This is a genomic window from Janthinobacterium sp. J1-1 (assembly GCF_030944405.1).
Classification (GTDB): domain Bacteria; phylum Pseudomonadota; class Gammaproteobacteria; order Burkholderiales; family Burkholderiaceae_D; genus Janthinobacterium.
This window is the reverse complement of record NZ_CP132339.1, coordinates 5161407-5184171: the sequence shown is the minus strand read 5'-3', so window position 1 is coordinate 5184171 and position 22765 is coordinate 5161407. Positions and strand designations below refer to the sequence as shown.

At 61.4% G+C, this 22765-nt stretch carries 25 protein-coding genes and 1 tRNA gene; 14 read left to right on the top strand and 12 right to left on the bottom strand.

The window, feature by feature from the left end; all coding sequences use genetic code 11:
* Positions 1 to 7 precede the first annotated feature (7 nt).
* The 8 genes from Q8L25_RS23745 to Q8L25_RS23710 all read left to right on the top strand — a co-directional run bounded on the left by Q8L25_RS23745 (position 8) and on the right by Q8L25_RS23710 (position 5354).
* Complete coding sequence (locus Q8L25_RS23745; protein ID WP_308921752.1) at positions 8 to 289, top strand: hypothetical protein; 282 nt, start codon at positions 8 to 10, stop codon at positions 287 to 289.
* Entirely contained in the window at positions 286 to 858 is a 573-nt protein-coding gene (locus Q8L25_RS23740; RefSeq protein WP_308921751.1) for a hypothetical protein, read from the top strand. The genes Q8L25_RS23745 and Q8L25_RS23740 overlap by 4 nt, the downstream gene beginning before the upstream one ends.
* Before the next feature lie 4 nt (positions 859 to 862).
* Positions 863 to 2155 carry a hypothetical protein gene (locus Q8L25_RS23735; protein WP_308921750.1) on the top strand — a complete coding sequence of 431 codons (1293 nt, stop codon included), beginning with the start codon at positions 863 to 865 and terminating at the stop codon, positions 2153 to 2155.
* Positions 2156 to 2222: 67 nt separating this feature from the next.
* Positions 2223 to 2651, top strand: coding sequence for a hypothetical protein (locus tag Q8L25_RS23730; RefSeq protein WP_308921749.1), 429 nt, complete (start codon positions 2223 to 2225; stop codon positions 2649 to 2651).
* A gap of 11 nt (positions 2652 to 2662) precedes the next feature.
* On the top strand, positions 2663 to 3163 hold the full coding sequence (locus Q8L25_RS23725; protein WP_308921748.1) for a glycoside hydrolase family 19 protein: 501 nt from the start codon (positions 2663 to 2665) through the stop codon (positions 3161 to 3163).
* Entirely contained in the window at positions 3160 to 3465 is a 306-nt protein-coding gene (locus Q8L25_RS23720) for a hypothetical protein (RefSeq protein ID WP_308921747.1), read from the top strand. Before Q8L25_RS23725 ends, Q8L25_RS23720 begins: the two co-directional genes overlap by 4 nt.
* Positions 3462 to 3692: a hypothetical protein gene (locus Q8L25_RS23715; RefSeq protein WP_308921746.1), complete on the top strand. Its 231-nt coding sequence runs from the start codon at positions 3462 to 3464 to the stop codon at positions 3690 to 3692. Before Q8L25_RS23720 ends, Q8L25_RS23715 begins: the two co-directional genes overlap by 4 nt.
* A gap of 270 nt (positions 3693 to 3962) precedes the next feature.
* A complete protein-coding gene (locus Q8L25_RS23710; RefSeq protein WP_308925785.1) occupies positions 3963 to 5354 on the top strand; it encodes a nucleobase:cation symporter-2 family protein in 1392 nt (463 codons plus the stop codon).
* A gap of 16 nt (positions 5355 to 5370) precedes the next feature.
* Here Q8L25_RS23710 and Q8L25_RS23705 read toward each other — a convergent pair whose 3' ends face one another.
* Together Q8L25_RS23705 and Q8L25_RS23700 are read right to left on the bottom strand one after the other, a co-directional pair.
* Positions 5371 to 5793 carry a hypothetical protein gene (locus tag Q8L25_RS23705; protein ID WP_308921745.1) on the bottom strand — a complete coding sequence of 141 codons (423 nt, stop codon included), beginning with the start codon at positions 5791 to 5793 and terminating at the stop codon, positions 5371 to 5373.
* 107 nt (positions 5794 to 5900) lie between these two features.
* Complete coding sequence (locus Q8L25_RS23700) at positions 5901 to 6212, bottom strand: hypothetical protein (protein ID WP_308921744.1); 312 nt, start codon at positions 6210 to 6212, stop codon at positions 5901 to 5903.
* Positions 6213 to 6434: 222 nt separating this feature from the next.
* Here Q8L25_RS23700 and Q8L25_RS23695 point away from each other — a divergent pair.
* A tRNA-Leu gene (locus Q8L25_RS23695) sits at positions 6435 to 6521 on the top strand.
* 469 nt (positions 6522 to 6990) lie between these two features.
* Here the strand turns inward: Q8L25_RS23695 and Q8L25_RS23690 are convergent.
* Positions 6991 to 7191, bottom strand: coding sequence for a hypothetical protein (locus Q8L25_RS23690; RefSeq protein WP_308921743.1), 201 nt, complete (start codon positions 7189 to 7191; stop codon positions 6991 to 6993).
* A 360-nt stretch (positions 7192 to 7551) separates the two neighbouring features.
* On the opposite strand from Q8L25_RS23690, the gene Q8L25_RS23685 reads away from it, so the two are divergent.
* Positions 7552 to 7704: a hypothetical protein gene (locus Q8L25_RS23685; RefSeq protein ID WP_308921742.1), complete on the top strand. Its 153-nt coding sequence runs from the start codon at positions 7552 to 7554 to the stop codon at positions 7702 to 7704.
* A gap of 57 nt (positions 7705 to 7761) precedes the next feature.
* Here the strand turns inward: Q8L25_RS23685 and Q8L25_RS23680 are convergent, their stop codons facing one another.
* Together Q8L25_RS23680 and Q8L25_RS23675 are read right to left on the bottom strand one after the other, a co-directional pair.
* On the bottom strand, positions 7762 to 10035 hold the full coding sequence (locus Q8L25_RS23680; protein ID WP_308921741.1) for a TonB-dependent receptor domain-containing protein: 2274 nt from the start codon (positions 10033 to 10035) through the stop codon (positions 7762 to 7764).
* Between the two features lie 111 nt (positions 10036 to 10146).
* Entirely contained in the window at positions 10147 to 10530 is a 384-nt protein-coding gene (locus Q8L25_RS23675; RefSeq protein ID WP_308921740.1) for a hypothetical protein, read from the bottom strand.
* On the opposite strand from Q8L25_RS23675, the gene Q8L25_RS23670 reads away from it, so the two are divergent.
* Positions 10529 to 11959: an HD domain-containing phosphohydrolase gene (locus Q8L25_RS23670; protein WP_308921739.1), complete on the top strand. Its 1431-nt coding sequence runs from the start codon at positions 10529 to 10531 to the stop codon at positions 11957 to 11959. The genes Q8L25_RS23675 and Q8L25_RS23670 overlap by 2 nt on opposite strands.
* Before the next feature lie 7 nt (positions 11960 to 11966).
* Here Q8L25_RS23670 and Q8L25_RS23665 read toward each other — a convergent pair whose 3' ends face one another.
* The 3 genes from Q8L25_RS23665 to Q8L25_RS23655 all read right to left on the bottom strand — a co-directional run bounded on the left by Q8L25_RS23665 (position 11967) and on the right by Q8L25_RS23655 (position 13324).
* Positions 11967 to 12179, bottom strand: coding sequence for a hypothetical protein (locus Q8L25_RS23665; RefSeq protein WP_308921738.1), 213 nt, complete (start codon positions 12177 to 12179; stop codon positions 11967 to 11969).
* A gap of 51 nt (positions 12180 to 12230) precedes the next feature.
* Positions 12231 to 12740 carry a DUF2939 domain-containing protein gene (locus Q8L25_RS23660; protein WP_308921737.1) on the bottom strand — a complete coding sequence of 170 codons (510 nt, stop codon included), beginning with the start codon at positions 12738 to 12740 and terminating at the stop codon, positions 12231 to 12233.
* Positions 12741 to 12880: 140 nt separating this feature from the next.
* The gene (locus tag Q8L25_RS23655) at positions 12881 to 13324 is read right to left on the bottom strand and encodes a DUF2939 domain-containing protein (protein WP_308921736.1); all 444 of its coding nucleotides are present in this window, start codon (positions 13322 to 13324) and stop codon (positions 12881 to 12883) included.
* A 111-nt stretch (positions 13325 to 13435) separates the two neighbouring features.
* Between Q8L25_RS23655 and Q8L25_RS23650 the strand changes: the two genes are divergently transcribed.
* Together Q8L25_RS23650 and Q8L25_RS23645 are read left to right on the top strand one after the other, a co-directional pair.
* Positions 13436 to 14275, top strand: coding sequence for a hypothetical protein (locus Q8L25_RS23650; protein WP_308921735.1), 840 nt, complete (start codon positions 13436 to 13438; stop codon positions 14273 to 14275).
* Positions 14276 to 14291: 16 nt separating this feature from the next.
* Positions 14292 to 16496 carry a penicillin acylase family protein gene (locus Q8L25_RS23645; protein ID WP_308921734.1) on the top strand — a complete coding sequence of 735 codons (2205 nt, stop codon included), beginning with the start codon at positions 14292 to 14294 and terminating at the stop codon, positions 16494 to 16496.
* A gap of 6 nt (positions 16497 to 16502) precedes the next feature.
* Here the strand turns inward: Q8L25_RS23645 and Q8L25_RS23640 are convergent, their stop codons facing one another.
* A complete protein-coding gene (locus Q8L25_RS23640) occupies positions 16503 to 17684 on the bottom strand; it encodes a PLP-dependent aspartate aminotransferase family protein (RefSeq protein ID WP_308921733.1) in 1182 nt (393 codons plus the stop codon).
* Positions 17681 to 19075, bottom strand: coding sequence for a cystathionine beta-synthase (locus tag Q8L25_RS23635; protein WP_308921732.1), 1395 nt, complete (start codon positions 19073 to 19075; stop codon positions 17681 to 17683). The genes Q8L25_RS23640 and Q8L25_RS23635 overlap by 4 nt, the downstream gene beginning before the upstream one ends.
* Positions 19076 to 19366: 291 nt before the next feature.
* Between Q8L25_RS23635 and Q8L25_RS23630 the strand changes: the two genes are divergently transcribed.
* Entirely contained in the window at positions 19367 to 19885 is a 519-nt protein-coding gene (locus Q8L25_RS23630; protein ID WP_374694197.1) for a thymidine kinase, read from the top strand.
* Positions 19886 to 20032: 147 nt separating this feature from the next.
* On the opposite strand, the gene Q8L25_RS23625 is transcribed toward Q8L25_RS23630, so the two are convergent.
* Complete coding sequence (locus tag Q8L25_RS23625) at positions 20033 to 21508, bottom strand: NAD(P)-binding protein (RefSeq protein ID WP_308921730.1); 1476 nt, start codon at positions 21506 to 21508, stop codon at positions 20033 to 20035.
* A complete protein-coding gene (locus Q8L25_RS23620; RefSeq protein ID WP_308921729.1) occupies positions 21508 to 22116 on the bottom strand; it encodes a hypothetical protein in 609 nt (202 codons plus the stop codon). Before Q8L25_RS23620 ends, Q8L25_RS23625 begins: the two co-directional genes overlap by 1 nt.
* Positions 22117 to 22765: the final 649 nt, after the last annotated feature.

Genomic DNA, 22765 nt, shown 5'->3' with positions numbered 1-22765 from the left:
GAGCGCCATGCCCAATTTACGCATAATCCACGACAACGCCGCCGACCGCGCGGGACTGGCCGCATCGAGCCAGGCCGGCACGCTGGGCCCGGCCAACCTGCAGCTGGACCGCAAATCTGCCGTGCTGCGCGCCGTCGGCACGACGCAGACCATTACCGCCACGTGGCCCACGCAGGAGTGCGTCGCCTGCGTGGCACTGATATTGACCAACGTGACCAGCAGCGCCCGCATGCGTGTGCGCGGCTATGGCCGAATGACGCGGCTCCAGCGATCGACACGGGCTGGATGATGCCGTGCCCCGAGGCGCCGCTGGGCAGTTACCCGTTCGGCGAGCTGCCGCTGGGCTGGAACGCCGATGCCTGGGGCGGCACGAACACCTGGGCACGCGGTGGTGGCGCGGATGCCGTGGCCTGGTTCGCGCCGGTATTCGTGCGCCGCCTGGTGATCGATGTGTATTGCCCGGACCTGCCTGCCGGCTACATCGAGATATCGCGCCTGGTAGCCGGCAATTACTGGTCGCCCGAGAACAATGCCGAATACGGCGCCAGCGTGCAGCTGCAAGACAGCACCGAGGTCTACCGCACGGCCGCCGGCACTGCCAAAACGGCAGTCGGTACCGCCAGCGACAAACTGGCAATCAGCCTGGCGCACCTGACAGCGCCAGATCGAGCGCGCCTGATGCGCATCCTGCGTGAATGCGGCCCGGTCCGGCCGCTGCTGTTCAGCCTGTTTCCGGAAAATCCTGACTCGCTGCTGGAGCAGGACCACATGCTATACGGCCGCGTGGCCAATCTCGACGCGGTCAGCACGCCGTATTACGAAATTTATGCAGCACCACTCCAAATAGAAGGGATTTAAAAATATGGCCAGCAAATTTACAGCCGGTATGAAAAATGTTGTCGAGGTGCTCAATCAAATGTGGGACGCGTTTGCGGCCGGCCCGTTCAATGCGTTGCCGCTCACGGGTGGGGCGCTCACCGGACCGCTGACGTCGACCTCGACCATCACAGTAACCCGCACCGGAACGGCAGGCATCATCGAGCAGCTCGCCCTGCTCACCAACTCGGGCGGTGCAGGTATTTCCGGGACGGCTATCCGATTCGGCTATCCCGGCACGAATGGATACGGCAGCCGCATTGTTGGTGCAGGAGATCCTACCGGGAGCTCTGCCGGATACACCGCATTTGAGACTGGCACAGGTGGAGGCGCATCTGGCTACCGGGAGGTGGCCCGAATCACTGAAACGGGTGCCGTGTTGATCGGTGCAAAAACGCTCGAGAATTCCGGGCAGTTGGATTTGCTGCAGGTTCACGGGCCGATGCGCATTTCGTCACCAGTCTCATCTGGTGCATTCATCATGGCTGCAGGTTACAGGAATTCCCCCAGTTTTCTGCTGTATGGTGGTGACGGCGGTACATTTAATCAGCCAAGCGCTGTGATGTACCTGACGAAAGCCGAGGTGACTGCCCGGAGCATATCCGCAAATGGAACGGTCAATACCGGCGGGAACGATTATGCCGAGTACATTCCCAAAAGTGCTTGCTGCGCGGCTGTGGCCAAGGGGCAGATCGTCGGCATCACCGCTGAAAACACGATCGCCGATCAATGGTCGCCGGCGGTTATGTTTGCCATTAAATCGACGGCGCCGTCATTCGTCGGGGGTGACACATGGTCAAGCGGCCTCGGACCCCGCCCGCAGCCGCAGGCTGGCTCGGTGCCGACGCCGCCGGCTCGGCGCGATGATGTGATTGAGCAGCAGCCGCTGCCGGGCACCGAGCCGCAGGAATACCTGGACGTGGTAACGCCTGGCGATACCGATGCCGAGTGGTCGGAAAAACAGACAGCCTACGCTGCCGCCCTGGCTGCGCACGCTGCCGCTGCGCAGCACGATGCCGAGGCCATGGCCACGTTCGAGGCCGCCCTGGAAGTCGAGCGCCAGAAAGTCGACCGCATCGCGATCGCCGGCCGCGTGCCGGTCAACGTGATGGGCGCCCGGCCTGGCGATTACATTGTGCCGGTGCAGGATGGCGAGGGCATTGCGGGCATCGCCGTGCATGCGGACGACATCACCATGGCGCAATATCGGCGGGCGGTCGGGCGCGTTATCTCGATCGAACCGGATGGCCGCGCCTACGTGATGGTCAAGGCCGTGTGACAGATCAGCAAGCCAATACCAACCCGCCACGGCGGGTTTTTTTATTTCAACCACAAGAGAGGCAATCATGGCCATCGAAACCACCGCCGCCGGCGGCGCACTGATCAAACTGTTTGGCGTGCCGGTGCTGGCCGGCGCCGCCGCCACGTCGCTGGGCTTCATGTTCATGTGGCCGCAGTCGACCAGGGAGGCGTTCATCCGCTTTTTTTCCAGCATTATCATTTCCACCTTTATCGGCCCGGCGCTGGTGGCGGCCGTGCTGTCGTGGTGGCCCAGCCTGTTCGACAGCGCGAAAACCGTGGCCGGCCTGTATGGCGGCGACCCGGCCACGGGTTTTTTGTTTATCGCCGCGCCGCTGATGGTGGCGGCCGGCCTGCCCGCGTGGTGGGTGCTGGGCGCCTGCGTGCGCTGGTTCGACAGACGGCGCGGCAAGGATATCGGCGAACTCGCGGCCGATGCCGCCGCCGTGGTCAAGGACGTGCGGGGTGGGCTGTGACGGGCGCGCAATTGTTGGCCATCATGCCGTTTGCCGGCCAGCGCGCCGCGCTGTACCTGGCGCCCTTGAATAATGCCATGCAGGAATTCGGCATCGATACGCCGGCGCGCCAGGCGTCGTTCCTGGCCCAGGTCGGCCACGAGTCGGCGCAGTTGCGCCATGTGCGCGAACTGGCCAGCGGCGCCGCCTATGAAGGGCGTGGCGACCTCGGCAATGTGATGGCGGGCGACGGCGTGCGCTTCAAGGGGCGCGGCCTGCTGCAGGTGACGGGGCGCGCCAACTATGCGGCCTGTGGCGTGGCGCTGGGCATCAACTTGCTGGCCGCGCCACAATTGCTGGAGCAGCCAGGCGCCGCCTGCCGTTCTGCGGCCTGGTTCTGGCACTCGCGCGGCCTGAACCGGCTGGCCGACGCGGGAGATCAGGAACGGATCACGCGCCGTATCAACGGCGGCCTGAACGGACTGGCCGACCGCTTGGCCCTGTTCCAGGTGACGCGCAAGGTGCTGTCATGAGGCCGCCCATGCTCGTGCTGGCGGCGCTGGCGCTGGTGGGCGCCCTGGTGCTCTGCGCACAGCGCTGGGGCTACCAGGCGGGGCGCATGGACTGTGGCGTGCAGCTGGCCAAATCCGAAGCCGCGCTGGACAGCGTGCGCCAGGACGTTGCGCGGCGTGCCGCCCGCGCCAGGCAGGCCCTGGCCACCGCGCAAGCAGGGCAGGCCGGCGCGCAAGCGGAAGCGGCGCGCATCCTGGCGCTGCGCCACGATGGCGACGCCTGCCTGGCGGCCGAAAAGCTGATCGCCAGCGAAATGCCATGAGGCAGCGCCGCCTGCTGCTGCCTGTCTTGCTGTGCCTGCTGTCGGCCTGTGCAGGCATGCCGCCACCGCCCGCCATGCCCTGCGTCACCGCGCTGCCAGCCGCGCCGTCCTTGCCGCTGGTACCGCCACGCGGCATCTTTGCGCAGGCACAAGCCTTGTTGGCGCGCGATAAATTGCAAGCGGCGCATGTGCGGCAGCTCGAAGCACTGCTGGAGGCTTGCCGTTAGCGCGCCGCCTTTTGGTGAGTTGCGCCAGAAAACAGTGCAGGCCGGCGTTGTCATGATGAATGCATGGTCTTTTTTGCACCATGGCGAGGAAGGTGGGTTGGCACGATGCATGCATTGCAGTGAGAGAGTTGTTCCCCTTGTCTCTCACTTGCCGCCCCGGCTGCGGCAGGCTTACCGGAAATGGAGCGTAATGTGGCAAAACCTCATCTGACAGCCATCCCCCGCATCATCGCACCGCCTGTCGGCGACAGTCCGTCGCCCGTCGATGAAATGTTGCCACCTGGTAAATTGTTCACCCTGGGCCTGCAGCATGTGCTGGTGATGTATGCGGGCGCCATCGCCGTGCCGCTGATCGTCGGCCGCGCGCTCAAGCTGCCGCCCGAGCAGGTGGCCGCGCTGATCAGCGCCGACCTGTTCTGCTGCGGCCTGGTCACCCTGATCCAGTCGCTGGGCCTGGGCAAATACTTCGGCATCCGCCTGCCGGTGATGATGGGTGTCACCTTTGCCGCCGTCAGCCCGATGCTGGCGATGGCGAACAACCCCGAGCTGGGCATCACGGGCATCTTTGGCGCGGTGATCGGCGCCGGCATCGTTTCCATGCTGATCGCGCCGTTTATCGGCCGCATGCTGGGCCTGTTTCCACCGGTGGTGACGGGCAGCATCATCGCCGTGATCGGCGTGTCGCTGATGCGCGTCGGCGTGAACTGGGCCATGGGCGGGCCGCCATCGATGGCGAAAATTCCCGATCCGGCATTTGTGGCGGCGGCGGGCAGCGGCCCCGCACCGATGATCGCCAACCCCGCCTATGGCGCGCTGGACAACATGGGCATCGCGCTGTTCGTGCTGGTGGTCATTTTGCTGGTGGCCAAGTATGGCCGCGGTTTTCTGGCCAATATCGCCGTGCTGACCGGCATCATCGCCGGCACGGCACTGGCCTTTGCGCTGGGCAAGACGGATTTCGCCAAGGTCGCCGGCGCCAAGGCGTTCGCCATTGTCACGCCGTTCCAGTTCGGCATGCCGACCTTTGACGCGGTGGCGATACTCACCATGAGCCTGGTGATGATCGTCGTCATGATCGAATCCCTGGGCATGTTTTTGGCGCTGGGCGACATGACGGGCAAGCGCATCAATCAGGCCGACATCAGCCGCGGCCTGCGCGTGGACGGCCTGGGCACCCTGATCGGCGGCATCTTCAACACCTTTCCCTACACCTCGTTCTCGCAGAACGTCGGCCTGGTCGGCGTGACGGGCGTGCGCAGCCGCTGGGTCTGCGTGGCCGCCGGCCTGATCTTGCTGGTAATGGGCGTGCTGCCGAAAATCGCCCAGGCGGCCGAAGCCGTGCCGGCCTTTGTGCTGGGCGGCGCGGGCCTGGTGATGTTCGGCATGGTGGCCGCCACCGGCATCCGCATCCTGGCCGGCGTCGACTACAAGAGCAACCGCAACAACCTGTTCATCGTCGCGCTGGCGATCGGTTTCGGCATGCTGCCGCTGGTCGCCGAGCAATATGCCCAGCATATGCCCAAGGCTTTGTCGCCACTGCTGCACAGCGGCATCCTGCTGGCGGCGATCGCGGCCGTGCTGCTGAACCTGTTCTTCAACGGGATGGGGTCGCAGGAAGAGGCAAAAGCCAGGGCGCGCGACAGCAGCCATGGCAGCGAATAAATTGTAGAACAGCTGGTCAGGCGTCGCGGTACGCCGCTTCGAGTTCATCCCGGCGCGGCGCTTCGGCGATATGCAGGATCAGCGTCTCGCGCAGTTCGGCAGGGTGCACGGCGCGATGCTTGGCGAACCAGAACACCTCGCTCAATTCCTCGTCTTCATGCCAGGTCGTCGCCAGTGCTTTTTCGGGTTCGACGTCTTCGTAATTGGTCGCTTCCAGGTACGCATCGTCGATGGCGTCATGCCAGGCTTCGCACTGCTTGCCCCAGACGGACGCGTACAGGCAACCGGCCGCGACCAGCGCACGGCTGGTTTCCCACATCGTCATTTCCGCCACGTCGGCGTCGAGGATCACGATGGCTTTGAATGGCGACAGGCCTTCCAGCGCGGGGAAATCGCTGTCGGGGGTGAGATGTAAGTAACGTACGACTTGTTTTTGCATGAATCAATCACTATTCTGGCGCGCCTGACCCGGCAAGAAGACAGGCACTGTTTTGTAGATGGAAATGTTACTGGCAGCGGCAACTGCCTTCTTATTATGAGGCATGATCAGTGACGGGAAGGAGGGGCGAGAAGCGGAGCGCGTTCCACATTCGCGAACCTGGTTTGTACCCACTGATTCTTGTCCAGCCGGTACTCCAGCTGTTTTTGATAATGCCCTATGCCACCGTATTCGACTGTCAACCAGATGCATTGAGGGCCGGCAACACCCGTGACCAGCCTGCGCATCGGCACAGAATTATCGACGATGACGTCAGTCGGGTTGAATTTTCCACCGATATCTGCAATACCAGCCGTCCCGGCCCTGGCCCGGTCCAACAAGTCCAGCACCTGCGCAGGCAATTCATCCAGTGAGGTCACTGCCTTGCCTTCTGCGGTAGGGCATCGTTCGTCCTGGGCAGTGGCTTGTGCGGACCAGCTCAGCACAAAAACCAATAAAGCGGCACACCGGATTTTCATCTTGAAGTTATTTCCATAAGAATCGCACTGCCGTTGTCGTTGATGGAAAAGTATCCATTGCCGCCGACGCCGGTCGACTGTCGATAGTATAAACGGTAACTCTTGTGCTAGAATCTCGCCGCTGCCCGGATGGTGAAACTGGTAGACACTGGAGACTTAAAATCTCCCGCCTGTAAGGGCGTGCCGGTTCGATTCCGGCTCCGGGCACCACGAACATACATCGCATAGTGCGAAAAAACCTGCTTTCCCCCTTTTCATAGGGGAAAGCAGGTTTTTTTTCGTCTGTCGAAAGTGCAAAATGATGCGTCATGGCACGGACTACTGCTACCTTTGCCAAAATTTACCAACGAATTTACCAAAATGGAACTTCGGTTAAGCATGGAAAAATATGGACGAACTACCCGCTTCGGCGGATTTGTCATATCCGACGTATGAAAAATACAGTCTCACTTTTCCTGGGAGTTGAAACAGCTATCGCCGTACTGTCGGGAGTATTACCCACACCATCATCTGAAAGATTTTCACGGCCGGAATATTGACACGCGATCATGTCGTACGCGCAGCAGTTGACGGACCACGTTATAAGGCCATCGGTCACAGCTGGGCCGTGTTAAATTTCCTCTGGCTCGGCCGCCAGTTTTGCGCGGTTGGCATGATGACCACTTCAGGTATTGAAAACTTACTTTACCGGCCCATGCAATGCCACCAGGCCCTGGAAGACCGCGGCTATCACGGCGGGGTCATTTTGAAACGCGCTGTCGAAATGAATGCCCACCAAAGTCCGCGCATTGTTAAGCAGGGCTCCGCCAACCGCTTCAATTTCGCGCGCTCTTTCTTGAACCTCAAGTTCGACGTCCGAATCCCATGGCTCTACAGTCATAATCAATCTCCAGCGTTAGTAAAATTTAATCATAGCATGATCATTAATCCCGCCAGCACGACGCGCCACCGCTGGCGAATCAGGCCGCACCAGCTGATTCGCCTGCCCGCAAAGCCTGCGTCCGCTGCATGCGAACCACCTCCCACACGCACTTTGACAGGAGCGTCTTCGAGTTCGATGGCAAGCGCCAGGGCGATGGCGCCGAGTGCCCTCTTCGATGCGGGACAGGTCCGTGCATCCGTCACATCGAGTTGAATGGCAAGCGTGCCGGCGCCGATCTCTTCGGCACCTGGGTGGAAGGGTGCAGGACCAGGCCATCGTGCGCGCCGTGATCGCCATGGCGCACCAGATCAGCTGCGGGTGATCGCGGAAGGCGTCGAGACGATCGAGCAGCGCGACTTTTTGCTGGACAACGGCTGCGACGAGATGCAGGGCTATCTGCACAGCCGGCCGGTCAAGGCAGAGGGCATTGCCGCGCTGCTGATGGCGGAACAATGGGGGCGCCAGGAGTAATGCCGCCCGGCTTGCACCGGACGGCATGACTTGCTTGCCTGCATGCGTAGCGAGCGGTCAGAACGTCGCCTTGAACTGCACCCCATACGTGCGTGGCTCGTTGATAATCCCCGTCAAGTTATCAAAGTCGATCGCGCCCAGTGACTGGATCTGGTTGGTGATGTTGCGGCCGTACGCGGAGAGTTCGTAGCGGTCCCATTTGTAGCCCACGCGCAGGCCGCCTTCCAGCAGTTCCTTGGCCTTGTATTCCTTGGCTTCGTACAGGAAGAAGTTGTAGCTGGTGCGGTAGGCCCAGTCGGTGTAGGCGTAGAACTCGCCGTTGGCGAGCGGGATGCTGTATTTCAGCGTGAAGTTGCCCTGCCATTCGGGGGCGCGCGGCAGCGGGTTGCCGTCGATATAGGCGGTGCCGGCGAACGGGCCGCGCGGGTCGGTGACGGTGCAGCCGCTGGCGGCGTTGTTGCTGGCGTTGCCGCAGCTTTGCACGAACAGGCTCTTGTCCTGGATTTCCGTGTGGTTGTAGCTGCCGCCCAGGGTCATGCTGAGCGCATCGCTGAGGTTGGCCTGGAAGTCCAGTTCCACGCCGCGGCCGATGGCCTTGTCGGCGTTGATCAGCTGGTTCATGTTGACGGCGCCGCTGCCGGCGGTCAGCTGCTTGTCTTTGACACGGTACTGGAACACGGCCAGGCTCAGGCGGGCGCGTTTGTCGAACAGGTCCTGCTTGATGCCGGCCTCGACCGACAGGGCTTTTTCCGAACCGGCAAACGACGGACGGTCGGCCAGGCCGTTCAGGCGGCCCTGCATCGATGGCGCGCGGTAGCCGGTGGCGACGCGGGCGTAGGCGTTGGTCGACGGCGTCAGCACATAGGTGCCGCTCAGGTCCCAGCTGATATTGTGCGAGGTGTCGTTCAGGTAGAACGGGCCGGCCGTGGTCGCTTCCACCCGCTTGGCCGAAAAGTCTTTTTCGTCGCGCGTGTAGCGCACGCCGGCGCGCAGTTTCAGCGCGTCCGAGACGGTGTAGTTGAGCGAGCCGAAGGCCGCGTACGATTTCGAACTCTGGTTCTGCGTGGCGTAGTTCGGGCTTTGGGGATTGCCTGGCGCCAGGCTGTCAAACGCGATGCTGTCGATCTGGATGTCTTCCTTGAAGTAGAACAGGCCGCCTATCCATTGCAGCGGGCCGCGCGCAGACGATTCGGCGCGGAACTCCTGCGAGATCTGCTTGTGGTTCGGGATCACGTCGGCCGTCTCGACCACGAAGGGGATGAAGCCGGGCCCCATCGGCGGCGCATACACGGCGCCGTAGCCGCCGTCGACGTCGGCGCGGCTGAAGAAATCGAGCTTTTCGTAGCCGGTGATCGAGTGCAGGGTGACGCCCGGCAAGTCCCATTTCAGGCGCATGCTGCCACCCTTGGTCTTCAGGTGCTGGCGGTTGATGCCGTCGGTCGGGTAGTTGTCGTAGTCAAAACCGTCGACCAGGTCATTGGTGCCTTGCTTGAGGATATTGGCGCGAAACAGGGTGGCGGTGCCGTCGAGGTTGCGCGCATGCACATTGAACAGGGCGCTGAAGTCGCGCGTGGGCTTGACCAGTACCTGCAGGCGGCCGGCGCTGTCTTCATAGCCTTCGAAGTCGCGCGTGCCGGTCGGGCGCGGATTGTGCACGCGGTCGTCGCGGCGCTGGGTCTGGCCCGAAAAGCGCAAGGCCACGGTGTCGCTGACGGGCACGTTGAACGCGCCTTCCACGTTTTTCATGCCATCCTTGCCGAAGCCGCCGCTCAGGTAGCCTTCGGTCTTGAACACGGGCTTGGCCGAGTCGAACTTGATCACGCCGGCCGGCGAGTTGCGGCCGAACAAGGTGCCTTGCGGGCCGCGCAGCACTTCCACCTGGTCGACGTCGAACACGGGAAAGCCTTTCAGCATGGCGTTTTCCATCACCACGTCGTCCATCACCAGGCCGACCGGCTGCGAGGCGTTCAGGTCGAAGTCGGTATTGCCCAGGCCACGGATATAGAAGCGGGGGAAGGTGCGGCCATAGTCGGACTCGACCGACACGCTGGGCGAGCGGCTGTTCAGGAAGCGGATGTCGGCGCCGCCGGCGGTCAGCACGTCGAGTTTTTCGCCCTTCAGCGTGGCGATCGACATCGGCACGTCCTTGATGTTTTCCGCGCGGCGCTGGGCGGTGACGATCACGGTTTCCAATTGGCCGGCGGTGCTGGCGGCGGGCGTCTCGGTAGCTGCCGGCGAGGTCTCCTGGGCCATGGCCTGCAGCGGGAAGGCGGCGGTAATTGCCAGGGCGATCAAGGTGCGGCGCACCATGCCTGCATGCTGTGTGATCATGAAACGACTCCTATCGGTCTGGTTTTGGGGAATGGAAAGGCCGGCTTTTGCCGTCAGTGAAAGTCATGCTATCACGGAAAGTTTTGCCATTCGGACCAGTTTTCACGGTGACTAATTCATATCAATTTCCTCTGAATCCACCAATAAAATCGTATTTGTCGTCACCAGGGCGGTGATGCATAGTGGGGAGCCGGGGCGTTCGCGCCGGTCGCGAAAAACGGCGTGCTTGCCCCTGCGGCGCTGCGTACCCAGGCCAGGGCTGGCAAGCCTTCGGCAAAAAAACAACAACTTCCCTGCATGAGCCTGGCGCCGTGCCATGTTGTTGCAATGCCACATGCTCCCGTCATGCAAGTCGCCCCGCGCGGCACGCTCACTCTGCCGTGCCGCCTTCCCGGCTAAGTATTTGCCCCTCCTGCAGACGGCTGAGGCTTCGCGTAGAATATTAATTAATTTCACCAAAGAAATTTTTATTTCTATCATGCCAATTTCAACCATGACCCCGCTCCCCGCCAGCAGCATCAAGCTGTCCGAACTGATTGCCGCCCTGAGCCAGGCGCTGGACATTACCGAAGGCCAGCCGGAGGGGCACTGCATCCGCTGCTGCTGGATCGGCATGCATGTGGGCCGCGAGATCGGCATGAGTGACGATGAGTTGTGGGATTTGTATTACACCTTGCTGCTGAAGGACCTGGGCTGCAGCAGCAACGCCGCGCGCATCTGCGAGCTGTACCTGACCGACGACCTGGCCTTCAAGCAGGATTACAAGGCGGTGGGCGACAGCCTGCCGCAAGTGCTGAAGTTCGTGCTCAAGCACACCGGGCTGAAAGCCGGGCTGGCCGAACGGTTTCGCGCCGTCATGACGATTCTGCGCGACGGACCGCGCATCGCCCGCGAGCTGGTCGCCACGCGCTGCCAGCGCGGGGCCGATATCGCGCGCCTGCTGCGCTTCCCGGAAAGCGTGGCGGCCGGCATCTACAGCCTCGACGAGCATTACAACGGCCAGGGCAAGCCGGACAGAGTGGCCGGCGAGGCGATTCCCATGTTCTCGCGCATCGCGCTGATGGCGCAGGTGATCGATGTGTTTCATACGGCCGACGGCGCCAGGGCGGCGCGCGCCGAAGTGCGCCACCGCGCCGGCAGCTGGTTCGATCCGCTGCTGGTGGACGCGTTCGAGCGGGTGGCCGAATCGGGCGCGTTCTGGTCGATGTTGCGCTCGGAACATATCGGCGCGGCGGTGGCGGCGCTGGAACCGGCCGCGCGCATCGTGCCGGTCGACGAAGACTACCTGGACGATATCGCTGCGGCCTTTGGCCAGGTGGTCGATTCAAAGAGTCCGTACACCAGCGGCCACAGCGAGCGGGTGGCGCTGTACACCGACATGATCGGCGAGGCCATGGGCCTGTCGCTGGAACGGCGGCGCTGGCTCAAGCGCGGCGCCTTGCTGCATGACGTGGGCAAGCTGGGCGTCAGCAACAGCGTGCTCGACAAGGCTGGCAAGCTTGATACCGACGAGTGGCTGGCGGTGCAACTGCATGCCGGCTATACGCAAAAAATCCTGTCGCGCATCGACGCCTTTGCCGAGCTGGCCATCGTGGCCGCGGCCCACCATGAGCGGCTCGATGGCAAGGGCTATCCGCACGGCCTGCTGGCGGACGCCATTTCGCTGGAAACGCGCATCATCACCACCGCCGACATTTTTGACGCCATCACGGCCGACCGGCCGTATCGCGGCCCGATCCCGATCCCGAAGGCGCTCGACATCATGGCCGAAACGGTTGGCACGGCCATCGACGCACAGTGCTTCGACGCGCTCAAGGCGGCGCTGGCGCGCTTGCCGGAACTGGCGACCGCCGGCGTTGCGGCGATTGCCGTCCCGGCGGCGCCAGCCACGCCCGCACCGGCCGGCGTGGCGCTGGCGGCCTGAGGATGGTCTAGATCGGAAACGCGCCGGCGCCCGACACATTCAGGCAGGCCACCTTGTCGCTGGAAAAATACTTGATCTGACCGAGGCCGATGGCGTAGCAGCCCTCGGCCAAGGGCGAGATCGGCCCGGTGAGTTTTTCGCCATTGACCAGGGTCACCACCCACGGCGTGCCCGCCGACTTGCCCGCGTGGGCCAGTGCTTGTTGTACCAGATCCGACATGCTGCCTCCGATAGAAGGTTGAAAATCAGATCATAGCAGCGCGCCGTCATTTCATGCGTCGGCCAGGTTTTTCGGCAAGGCCACCGAGGTCAGCTTCCAGTGCCACAGGCCATCGCGGCTCAAGGTCAGCTCGCCGACGCGGCTCTTGCTGTGGGCGCGCTGCACCACGACGCTATTCCAGGAAATATAGTTCAGCGAGTAGGCCGGCGCGGTGTTGCGCCGCAAGCCGCTGATGTCGCTGCGCCGGCCGGCCGCGGTTTCATAATGGGCGTTCAGCTTGAGCAGGGCCACGATACCCTCCGGCATCAGCATGGTGTCGAGCAACGGGTCAACGATGTCGGGGTTGATGTCGCTGGCGACTTCCGGCGCGGCGAACAGGGCGCGCAGCTGGCGTCCGAGGTTGGCGCGCAGGCGGTTGCTATCGACATGGGCGGCCAGCGCGTCGGCATCTTGCGTGATGCTGGCGGCGCGGAGCTGGTTCATCGCGAAATACGGCGTGCCATAGAACAGGCCGGCCAGCACCGCCAGCGCCACGATGCCGAAAAAGAGGGCTTTTTTCATCGCAATCTCTCGTTTGCCGGCGCCGTTGCGCCCGAAGTGATGGCATCTTACATAATGTTTCCTTAAATAAATCTAGATATTATGGTAATTGTTTGCTCTGGATCAAGTCAGCGCGTATTCGCCTTGTCTGCGTGACATGATCACAAGTCGGCCGGCAAGGCCAGGTCCGCCAGCTGCCAGTCCCACATGTCGCGCCGGCGCAGCACGAAGGCGCTGGCCGCGTCGCCGGCGCCGGCGCGCCGCAGCACCACCTCGTTCCAGGAGCGGTAGGACATGCGGAAATCGCGGCGTTCGCCATTCGCCCCATGCTTGCCGTGCAGGATCAGCACCGTCAGGCCGGGCGGCGAGACGATCCTGTCGAGCAACTGCCGCAGTTCGTCCTCGCTGCCAGCTTCGCCGGCCGCGCGCAGCTGGCGGGCCACGCTGGCGCGCAGGGCCGGCAGGTCGGCGTAGTGGGCCAGATTGGCCGTGCGCACCGACCTGGCGGCCATGCTGATGCGGTACATGGCGATATACGGGCTGACATACGTGAAGCCGACAGCGGCAATGGTAAAAATCGCCGCGACGGCGTGCTTTCTTTTCATGTCTCGATGCCGGGATAATGGGAGTGGCCGTGATTTTACCCGGTGAGGCAGGGCAGATGGTGTAGCATGCGTGCCGGCGCGCACCATCGCGCCGTACTACAGAGGACAACCATGAATATCATTATCAATCAGGTGCTGCAGTCGTATGTCGACCCGCTGACCGAGAGCGAATACGCGGCGCTCGAGCGCAGCCTGCTGGCCGAAGGCTGCCGCGACGCGCTGGTGCTGTGGAACGACGTGCTGATCGACGGCCACAACCGCTACGCCATCTGCCGCAAACATCATATCGACTTCAGGACCATCCAGAACAGCAGCTTCGAGTCGCTCGACGACGTGATGCTGTGGATGATCGACAATCACCTGGCGCGTCGCAGCGTCTCGGATTTCCAGCGCGGCGTGCTGGCGCTGAGGAAAAAGGAAATCGTCGCCGCGCGCAGCCCGGCGCCGGCCGCTGCCGACGAGGCGGCGGAAGGCGAGAGCGCGCCGAAGCCGGCCATGAGCACGCGCGAAGACGTGGCCAAGGCCGCGCGCCTCTCCAGCAACCAGATCAGCCAGATCGAAAAGATCCAGAAGGCGGCCACGCCGGAGCTGGTCGAAGCGGTGCGTGCGGGCACGATCTCCATCAATGCGGCGGCCACCGTGGCCTCGCTGCCGCAGGACGAGCAGGTGGCGGCCGTGGCCGGCGGCAAGAAGCTGTTGCGCCAGGCGGCCAAGGAGATCCGCGAACAGCGCGCCGCCACACGCACGCCGCGCGAACCAAAGATGCCGCACGTGTCGCAGGATACGCCCGAGACCGGCAACGAGCCATGGGCGGAGAATGCCGCCCAGGCGCCCAGCGAGGTGGAACGCCTGCGCGGCGAGCTGGCCGGCCTGAAGCAGCGCGTGGCGCAGCTGCAGGCGGAAAACACGGAATTGAACCAGCGCATCGCGGCGCTGATCGACGCATCCTGAACCCCGGAGTAGAGCCATGTCCACCCGCCGCTGGCTGCATGCCGCCGCCCTTTGCGCTGCGTGCGCCGCGCCCCATGCAGTTACCGCTGCTCCCGCCACCGACTTGGCGCGCTGGCAGGCGCAGGCCGCCAATGTATCGATCGCGCGCGACACCTGGGGCATCCCCCATGTGACGGGCAAGAGCGATGCGGACGCCGTCTTCGGCCTGATGTATGCGCAGGCCGAAGACGATTTTGCCCGCATCGAACTCAATTACATCAACGCCATGGGGCGCCTGGCGGAAGTGGAGGGCGAGCGCGAGCTGTACCGCGACCTGCGCATGAAGCTGTTCATCGATCCGGCCGAACTGCAGGCGCAGTACCGCGCCAGCCCGCCCTGGCTGCGGCAACTGATGGATGCGTTTGCCGATGGGCTCAATTTTTACCTGGCCACCCACCCCCAAGTCACACCGCGCCTGATCACGCATTTCGAGCCGTGGATGGCCTTGAGCTTCAGCGAAGGCAGCATCGGCGGCGATATCGAATCGGTCAACCTGGCGCAGCTGGAAGCCTTTTATGGCCAGGCGGCGCTGCCTGTGCCGGCACCGGCGCTGGCCGTTTCCGCCAGCGGCCTGGACGCGGAACCGAGCGGCTCGAACGGCTTTGCCATCGCGCCGGCCATCACCCAAAACGGCCATGCGCTGTTGATGATCAATCCGCACACCTCGTTCTACTTCCGGCCCGAAGTGCAGGTCACCAGCGGCGAAGGCCTGAACGCCTATGGCGCGGTGACCTGGGGCCAGTTCTTTGTCTACCAGGGCTTCAACGAGCGCATCGGCTGGATGCATACCTCGGGCGGCGGCGACGTGATCGACGAGTACCTGGAAACCATCGTCGAGCACGACGGCGCCTGGCACTACCGCTACGGCGGCGCGCTGCGGCCCCTGAAAGCCGTGCCGATCAGCTTGCCCTACAAACTGGCCGGTGGCGGCATGGCCAGCCGCACCATCACCGCCTACTACAGCCACCACGGCCCCATCGTGCGTGCGCAGGACGGGCGCTGGGTGGCGGTGCGCCTGATGAACGAACCTTTGACGGCCCTGACGCAGTCCTACACGCGCACCAAGGCGCGCGATTACGCGTCTTTTTACCGCACCATGGAACTGCGCACCAATTCCTCGAACAACACCGTGTATGCGGATGCCGATGGCAATATCGCTTACTTTCACGGCAACTTCATCCCCGTGCGCGATCCCCGTTTCAACTGGAAGCAGCCGGTCGACGGCAGCGACCCGGCCACCGAATGGCGCGGCCTGCATGAGGTGGGCGAGACGATCACGCTGCTCAACCCGAAAAATGGCTGGATCCAGAACACCAACAACTGGCCGTACTCGGCCGCTGGGCCGCACAGCCCTCGCCAGCAGGACTACCCGGCCTATATGTCGGTGTATGGGGAAAATGCACGCGGCCTGCATGCGGTCAAGGTGTTCAGCCAGCGCAGCGGCTTTACGCTAGACAGCCTGATCGCCGCCTCCTACGACAGCGAACTGACGGCCTTCGAGACCTTGCTGCCGCCGCTGTTTGCGGCATACGATGCGCTGCCCGCAGATGCGGCCGACAAGCTGGCGCTGGCCGGCAAGATCGCCTTGCTGCGCGGCTGGGACTGGCGCTACGGGCTGGCGTCCACCGCCACCTCGCTGGCCGTGTTCTGGGGCCAAGGGCTGGCCGAGACGGCGGGCAAGGCGGCGCGTGCCGCCGGCGTGCCGGTGGTCGACTTCATGGCGACCGGACAAGTAAGCGCCGCGCAGCGGCTGGCGGCGCTGTCGGCTGCTGCGGCCAGGCTGGAGCGCGATTTTGGCTCCTGGCAAACGCCGTGGGGCGAGATCAACCGCTACCAGCGCCTGACCGGCGACGTGGTGCAGCCGTTCGACGACAATCAGCCCAGCCTGCCGGTGCCGTATGCCTCGGGCAACTGGGGCGCGCTGGCGGCCTATGGCCAGACCAGCAAGAGCACGACCAGGCGGATTTACGGCGAGCGCGGCAACAGCTTCGTGGCGGCGGTGGAGTTCGGACCCAGGATCAGGGCAAAAAGCATTCTGGCGGGCGGCCAGAGTGGCGACCCGGCCTCGCCGCACTTCCAGGACCAGGCGGCCATGTATGCGCGCGGCGAATTCAAGGACGTGCTGTTCTACCCGGAAGAGGTGGCGCGGCACCTGGAGCGCCGCTACCACCCGGGGCAATAGCACCGCTCAGATCGCGTCGAGCGCCGTGCGCAGATCGTGACGCAGGTCTTCCAGGTCTTCGATGCCCACCGACAAACGGATCAGGCCGTCGCCTATGCCCAGCCTGGCCCGCTGTTCGGCCGGTATGCTGGCATGCGTCATCAGGGCAGGGTGCTCGATCAGGCTTTCCACGCCACCCAGGCTTTCGGCCAGGGCAAACACTGCACAGCGCTCCAGAAAGCGGCGTGCGCCGGCCAGGTCGGTGTCCAAATCGATCGAAATGATGCCTCCGTAGCCATCCATCTGGCGCTGCGCCAGCGCATGCTGCGGGTGCGACGCCAGGCCCGGATAAAATACTTTTTTTACTTCCTTCTGCTGCTCCAGCCACTGCGCCAGCGCCAGTGCGCTCTTGCAATGACGCTCCATGCGGATCGCCAGCGTTTTCACGCCGCGCAGCGCCAGGAAGCTGTCGAACGGGCCTGCAATCGCGCCCACCGAGTTCTGCAGGAAGCCCAGCTGCTCGCGCCATTCCGCCTGGCGCTCCTCGGCGCCGACGATGGCGATGCCGCCGATAATGTCCGAGTGGCCGTTCAGGTACTTGGTGGTGGAATGCACCACGATATCGAAACCGTGCTCCAGCGGGCGCTGTACCAGCGGGCTGGCAAAAGTATTGTCGGCCACGGCGATAATGCCGCGTTCACGGCAGATGTTGGCGATCGCGCGCAGGTCCGCCAGTTTCAGCATCGGGTTGGTGGGCGTTTCCACCCACACCATCTTCGTTTCCGGGCGCAGCGCGGCCAGCAGGTTTTCCGGATTGGTCAGATCCACATATGTAAACTCATGGCCGGCCGAACGGCGCCGCACGCGCTCGAACAAACGATACGTGCCGCCGTACATATCGTCGCCGGCAACGATATGGCTGCCCGCGTCCAGCAGTTCCAGCACCGACGAAATCGCGGCCAGGCCCGAGGCAAACGCAAACGCGGCGCTGCCGCCTTCGAGGTCGGCCACGCAGCGTTCCAGCGCCCAGCGCGTGGGATTGTGCGAGCGGCCGTAGTCCAGGCCCTTGTGCACGCCGGGGCTTTCCTGCACGAAAGTGGAGGTGGCGTAAATCGGCGGCATGATGGCGCCCGTCGACGGGTCGGGCGACTGGCCGGCGTGGATCACGCGCGTGGCGAGATGGCTCTTGCGGGTGGTTTTATCGTTCAAGATAGTGTCCTGCGTAAGTGGTTGAGAAGGTCGAAGCGCGTGATCAGGCCGTAGAACAGGGCGTCGTCGGCGACCACCGCCGTCAGGCCCCGCTCCAGGGTGGCGCGCAGGGCCGCAATACCTGCCGAGGGCGCCAGGGTTTCGATCTGGGTGGTCATGGTGTCGCCCACCAGGCCGGCAAAGTGGGCCGCGTCGCCAGAGACATGCAGCAGCAGGTCCGACTCGTCGAGTATGCCCACCAGCTTGCCCGCATCGAGCACCGGCAGCTGCGCCAGGTCGCTGGCGCGCATGCGGTTGAAGGCGGTGAGCAGGGTGTCGCCGGGCGCCACGCTGACCACGTCGCCTTCGTCGTAGCGGCGTCCGATCAGGTCGCGCAGGTCGCCCGACAGTGCCCGCTGCAACAGACCCTGGTCGCGCATCCAGCCATCGTTATAGACCTTGGACAGGTAGCGCGTGCCGGTGTCGCACACGAACGTGACGACCCGTTTCGGCGTGGTCTGTTCGCGGCAGTACTTGAGGGCCGCCGCCAGCAGGGTGCCGGTCGACGAGCCGCCGAGGATGCCCTCGGCCAGCAGCAGGGCGCGCGCGCTGTCGAAGCTTTCCTGGTCAGTAATCGTGTAGGCATGTTTCACGCTGTCCATGTCGGCGATCGAGGGGATGAAGTCTTCGCCGATGCCTTCCACCGCCCATGAACCGCTGGTGTCGCTGACCCTGCCCGACTCGATATATTCGGTGAGGATGGAACCTTGCGGATCGGCCAGCACGAATTCCAGCTGCGGCTGCGCCTTGCGGAAATAACGCGTCAAGCCCGTCAGGGTGCCGGACGAGCCGACACCGACCACGATGGCGTCTACGTCATGGCCGCTCTGCTCCCAGATTTCCGGGCCGGTGGTGGTTTCATGCGCGAGCGGATTGGCGGGATTGTTGAACTGGTCGGCAAAGAAGGCGCCCGGCAGTTCGCGCGCCAGGCGCGCCGCGTAATCCTGGTAGTACTCGGGGTGGCCCTTGCCGACGTCCGAGCGAGTGGTGTGCACTTCGGCGCCCAGGGCCTTCAAATGCAGCACTTTTTCGGTCGACATCTTGTCCGGCACCACCAGGATCACGCGGTAGCCCTTGATGCGGCCGACCAGCGCCAGGCCGATGCCGGTATTGCCGGCCGTCGCCTCGATGATGATGCCGCCCGGCTGCAGGCTGCCGTCGGCTTCGGCCGCCTCAATGATGGACAGGCCGATGCGGTCCTTGATGGAGCCGCCGGGGTTTTGCGATTCGAGTTTCAGGAGCAGTTGGCAGGGGCCAGTGTCCAGCCTGGTCACTTCGACCAGCGGGGTATTGCCGATCAGCTTGTAGAGCGCCGGCGGTTGGGATGGCGAAAAAATCGTACGATCATTCATGATGGCTCCTGTCAGCGAAACAGCCGCACCGGATTGTGTCCAGGGCCGCCTTTCGTGCCGCGCAGTGTAGGCGCGGGTCCGGGTGCTGCGAACGAATGTTTTAATGCTAGCTTATGCGCATTTCATCTATCCGCCAGGCTTGCCACGCCAGTATGCGCCGCTTCAATACAGGCTGTCGCAACGCTGTCAGGCGACTTATAATGGCGTCCTCGCGGAATGTGATAAACCGTATCCAGACAAGACAAAGACAGGCAGGCGGCAGTGGCAAAACTTTATTTCCGGTATTCCGCAATGAACGCGGGCAAGTCGACGGCCTTGTTGCAAGTCGCGCACAACTACGAAGAGCAGGGCCAGCAGGTGCGCCTGTACACGGCCGCCATCGACAGCCGCTACGGCGTGGGCCGCGTCACTTCACGGCTGGGGCCGCAACGAGTCGTCGATATTTTCGACGCCGATACCAACTTCCTGCTTGATATCCCGCAAGTCGCTTGTTTGCTGGTCGATGAAGCGCAGTTCCTCAGCACGCAGCAAGTGCAGCAGCTGCATCAGCTGGCGCAAGTCAAGGGCGTGCCCGTCATCTGCTACGGCCTGCGCACCGACTTCAAGGGCGAACCCTTCCCCGGCTCGGCCTATCTGCTGGCGCTGGCCGACGATATCGAAGAATTGAAGAACATCTGCACCTGCGGCAAGAAGGCCACCATGAATATCCGCGTCGACGAGCAGGGCCGCCGCATCAAGGAAGGCGAGCAGATCAGTATTGGCGGGAATGAGTCTTATCGGCAGGCTTGCGGACGGTGTTTTTATTCCTGATGTTCCGATCGATTCACGTTTTCATCGCGTGATAAGTCTTCAGCTATGGTAGGCACGACGTCAGTGCCGTCATTGGCTTTGGACTATTGCGCGAACGAAGTACTTAAGGTATCGACAATCTGCTTAAAAATCCACGAGTCGCGCTGCTCAGCTCTTGGTGGGGACGAAGGGTGGTGGGATGCGCCCAAATTGGACGCGGGCGGCATCTATGCCACTGAGCCCAATGGTTTGATAGTCCTTGTACTTGCCGCCGATACGGATCACAACCCGGTGGAAAGTATGACTCTTCCAAGTATAGGTTTTTTTGTCAGGGGCAAGGGAGATGGCGCTTTCTTCAATGTTTCCATGCCCAAAAACGAGCTTCGGGCATTTGCGTAGGATTTGTTTAATATCGAGAACGATTTTGATCAAATGAATCAAGAAACGGTTAAGCGCATAGCAGCGTGTGAAATATTTGCGGTTACGCTGGATGCGTACCAGAGAGACATCGGACCGCAGGATAGAACGGATATTGTTACCTATCGAAGGCTGTAGTGCTAACAGTTCATTGGCAAGCCTGACATGGGCTGCATCAACTGATTGGAAGATCTCTTTTTTTCCGCTCCACATATATGATGTGTTCGAATACTGATCGAGCGATAAGATTTCTTTTAAAATCACATCCAGGTTGCGAGGGTTGTGAGTAATATTTGGCGTGATATCCTTGATAATTTCTTTCCAAATTGCAACTGGGTGTGGAACTTTTTTATCGATCAGGCAGCGTATGGCATCTTGGATGGCGCCGTCGCCGGAACCGACGATTAAGGCTGACACGTGACTGATCCCAGTAATTCCAAAGTAAAGGTGAGTTAAATCATCTGAGGACCAGAATGGAGGGGTATCGAAATCGATTCCTGCATAATTCGTTTCCTCGGCGGAAAATCCACCGGCAAAAATAATCCAGTCAACTTCTATAGTGCGATTTATCACGCCACTTAGCGCATCGGTCAAGATGATCGGTGGTAAGCCAATGGGCAGCGTGGGAATTGGGTCAACTGGTGTTAAAAGGGATTGCAAGTCTTTTTTACTAGAATCATCGATGCGAATATTTGGTAGGTACCAATTCTTCTTTTTAAATTGCTTCGCATTGTTTTTTAATGTGATCAGATTTCTTCCTAACTTAGCTTCAAGATCTAAACGCAGTTTTTCCATGCTGACTGGCGCTGTGAAATTCATTAGGAACCCAGTCTTTTTATCAGCAGCGAGAAAAGTCCCGTCCGCTGGTGGATGCCGATGCTCATCGAATAAATGCGCAGGCCATTCGTACATAGTTGGGCTGAGGTAGCGTGTACCCGCACCTGCTAAGGCTCCGCTTGGAAACTCTTCTTTGTCGATAAGCACAAACCCGAGGCCAATCCTCTTAGCCTCCGTCGCAGCAGCAAGCCCGGCGATACCTGCACCGCAGATCAGGAGAGGGCGGGTTCGATGCGATTCGTTCAATTGCGCAAGTGCTCGTACTATCATTTGCGCGCGCACGATCTGATCCCGAATACTAGCGTTAACTACTCCAAATCCGATATCAAATTGGAATGGAGCAATTTTATGCGCGATGAGTGCAAGAAATGCATTGTGAACTTCTAACATCAATACTCCTCCAACAGGCGACGGTATGCATTCAGCTCTACTGAAAACAAGACAGGGTGACCGACAACCTCAGTTAAACCACCGGCTCCTGAGTTTCCGTCGCCATTATTACCTCCATTTCCATCCGCACCATTACCATTGCCACCATTGTTGCGCCGAGCTATATTATCCGTTTCTTTGTTTCCAAGATAAGCCCGCGGCATTTCAGGAGGCTGTTCACGAAAACGTGTCTCTGGGTAAGTGCCAATTTCTTTTAATTCATCGATAGATATTGTTTTGGTAAAATCGTCTCGTTTCATCTTTGGGGCCGGGCCATTGAAAATTTCAATGAAACCATTTCCACGCCAACGAATGACTAATAGATGACAGTTAACGTCGCGAAGTGTGATGGGTTGATTGCTGAACCTTAGGTGCAATTCAACCACTCGACCCATAAAAGTAACATCTTGATAGTCGATGGATAAACGATGATCAATTAATCCATATATACTGACTGCAGCCGTGTGGCAGTGCTCCACACGTGCTCTATAAGATAAACGTCCGCGCATGCGTAAAAGTAGCGAAGATAAATCTCTAACTTCGGGATAGTCTGGGCCTAAAAATATCATAACGAGGTTAGCGATCCAACCAACAGGTCGACCGCGAAGAAATGTGATATATGAATGATAGCCTATTATTCTTCAAATGTGTTTGCAGTTAATTAAATATTTTTTGAATAAATAATTTTTGGAAAGATAATATATGGGCGGGGCTTAGCTTGACTTTGTCCATTGGTGAGCGAATGACGGAGGGAACGTATGCCCGGAATGTATTGTCAGTCATTGATCCACTCTTGGACAAGAGGTCAATCATGGCAACGTTACCATTCGGGATTACGAAGGTTATTGTAGGATTTTCCGATCTGTTTTCCAAGCGAGCCTGGCCTCTGGTGCCGGTGTTGCTTGCGGGCGCAATTGTGGCCGTTGGCCCGCGAACGGTCGCCGCCGTGCTGCGTGTCATGGGCATGGTCATAGAGCGGCAATTTCAGCAGTACCACCGAATGCTGAATCGTATCCAATGGTCGCCGCTGGCCACCGGCCGGCGTCTTCTGTGCATGCTGATCGCCGTGTTCGTTCCGCAGAGCCCCCCTGCTCATGGCCCTGGACGACACGATCGAACGGCGGCGCGGACCCAAGATTGCCGCCAAGGGAATCTACCGCGATCCGGTGCGATCGAGTCACATTCATTTCGTCAGGGCCAGTGGCTTGCGTTGGCTGT

Excerpts from the sequence above, each read along its gene's own strand:
- Q8L25_RS23710 (WP_308925785.1), top strand. The coding sequence starts at position 3,963 with ATGTTGCCACCTGGTAAATTGTTCACCCTGGGCCTGCAGCATGTGCTG.
- Q8L25_RS23745 (WP_308921752.1), top strand. The coding sequence starts at position 8 with ATGCCCAATTTACGCATAATCCACGACAACGCCGCCGACCGCGCGGGA.
- Q8L25_RS23675 (WP_308921740.1), bottom strand. The coding sequence starts at position 10,530 with ATGGTTGAAATTGGCATGATAGAAATAAAAATTTCTTTGGTGAAATTA.
- Q8L25_RS23670 (WP_308921739.1), top strand. The coding sequence starts at position 10,529 with ATGACCCCGCTCCCCGCCAGCAGCATCAAGCTGTCCGAACTGATTGCC.
- Q8L25_RS23720 (WP_308921747.1), top strand. The coding sequence starts at position 3,160 with ATGAGGCCGCCCATGCTCGTGCTGGCGGCGCTGGCGCTGGTGGGCGCC.
- Q8L25_RS23655 (WP_308921736.1), bottom strand. The coding sequence starts at position 13,324 with ATGAAAAGAAAGCACGCCGTCGCGGCGATTTTTACCATTGCCGCTGTC.
- Q8L25_RS23650 (WP_308921735.1), top strand. The coding sequence starts at position 13,436 with ATGAATATCATTATCAATCAGGTGCTGCAGTCGTATGTCGACCCGCTG.
- Q8L25_RS23635 (WP_308921732.1), bottom strand. The coding sequence starts at position 19,075 with ATGAATGATCGTACGATTTTTTCGCCATCCCAACCGCCGGCGCTCTAC.
- Q8L25_RS23735 (WP_308921750.1), top strand. The coding sequence starts at position 863 with ATGGCCAGCAAATTTACAGCCGGTATGAAAAATGTTGTCGAGGTGCTC.
- Q8L25_RS23730 (WP_308921749.1), top strand. The coding sequence starts at position 2,223 with ATGGCCATCGAAACCACCGCCGCCGGCGGCGCACTGATCAAACTGTTT.
- Q8L25_RS23690 (WP_308921743.1), bottom strand. The coding sequence starts at position 7,191 with ATGACTGTAGAGCCATGGGATTCGGACGTCGAACTTGAGGTTCAAGAA.
- Q8L25_RS23665 (WP_308921738.1), bottom strand. The coding sequence starts at position 12,179 with ATGTCGGATCTGGTACAACAAGCACTGGCCCACGCGGGCAAGTCGGCG.
- Q8L25_RS23680 (WP_308921741.1), bottom strand. The coding sequence starts at position 10,035 with ATGATCACACAGCATGCAGGCATGGTGCGCCGCACCTTGATCGCCCTG.
- Q8L25_RS23630 (WP_374694197.1), top strand. The coding sequence starts at position 19,367 with ATGAACGCGGGCAAGTCGACGGCCTTGTTGCAAGTCGCGCACAACTAC.
- Q8L25_RS23645 (WP_308921734.1), top strand. The coding sequence starts at position 14,292 with ATGTCCACCCGCCGCTGGCTGCATGCCGCCGCCCTTTGCGCTGCGTGC.
- Q8L25_RS23660 (WP_308921737.1), bottom strand. The coding sequence starts at position 12,740 with ATGAAAAAAGCCCTCTTTTTCGGCATCGTGGCGCTGGCGGTGCTGGCC.
- Q8L25_RS23620 (WP_308921729.1), bottom strand. The coding sequence starts at position 22,116 with ATGATATTTTTAGGCCCAGACTATCCCGAAGTTAGAGATTTATCTTCG.
- Q8L25_RS23705 (WP_308921745.1), bottom strand. The coding sequence starts at position 5,793 with ATGCAAAAACAAGTCGTACGTTACTTACATCTCACCCCCGACAGCGAT.
- Q8L25_RS23715 (WP_308921746.1), top strand. The coding sequence starts at position 3,462 with ATGAGGCAGCGCCGCCTGCTGCTGCCTGTCTTGCTGTGCCTGCTGTCG.
- Q8L25_RS23625 (WP_308921730.1), bottom strand. The coding sequence starts at position 21,508 with ATGTTAGAAGTTCACAATGCATTTCTTGCACTCATCGCGCATAAAATT.
- Q8L25_RS23740 (WP_308921751.1), top strand. The coding sequence starts at position 286 with ATGATGCCGTGCCCCGAGGCGCCGCTGGGCAGTTACCCGTTCGGCGAG.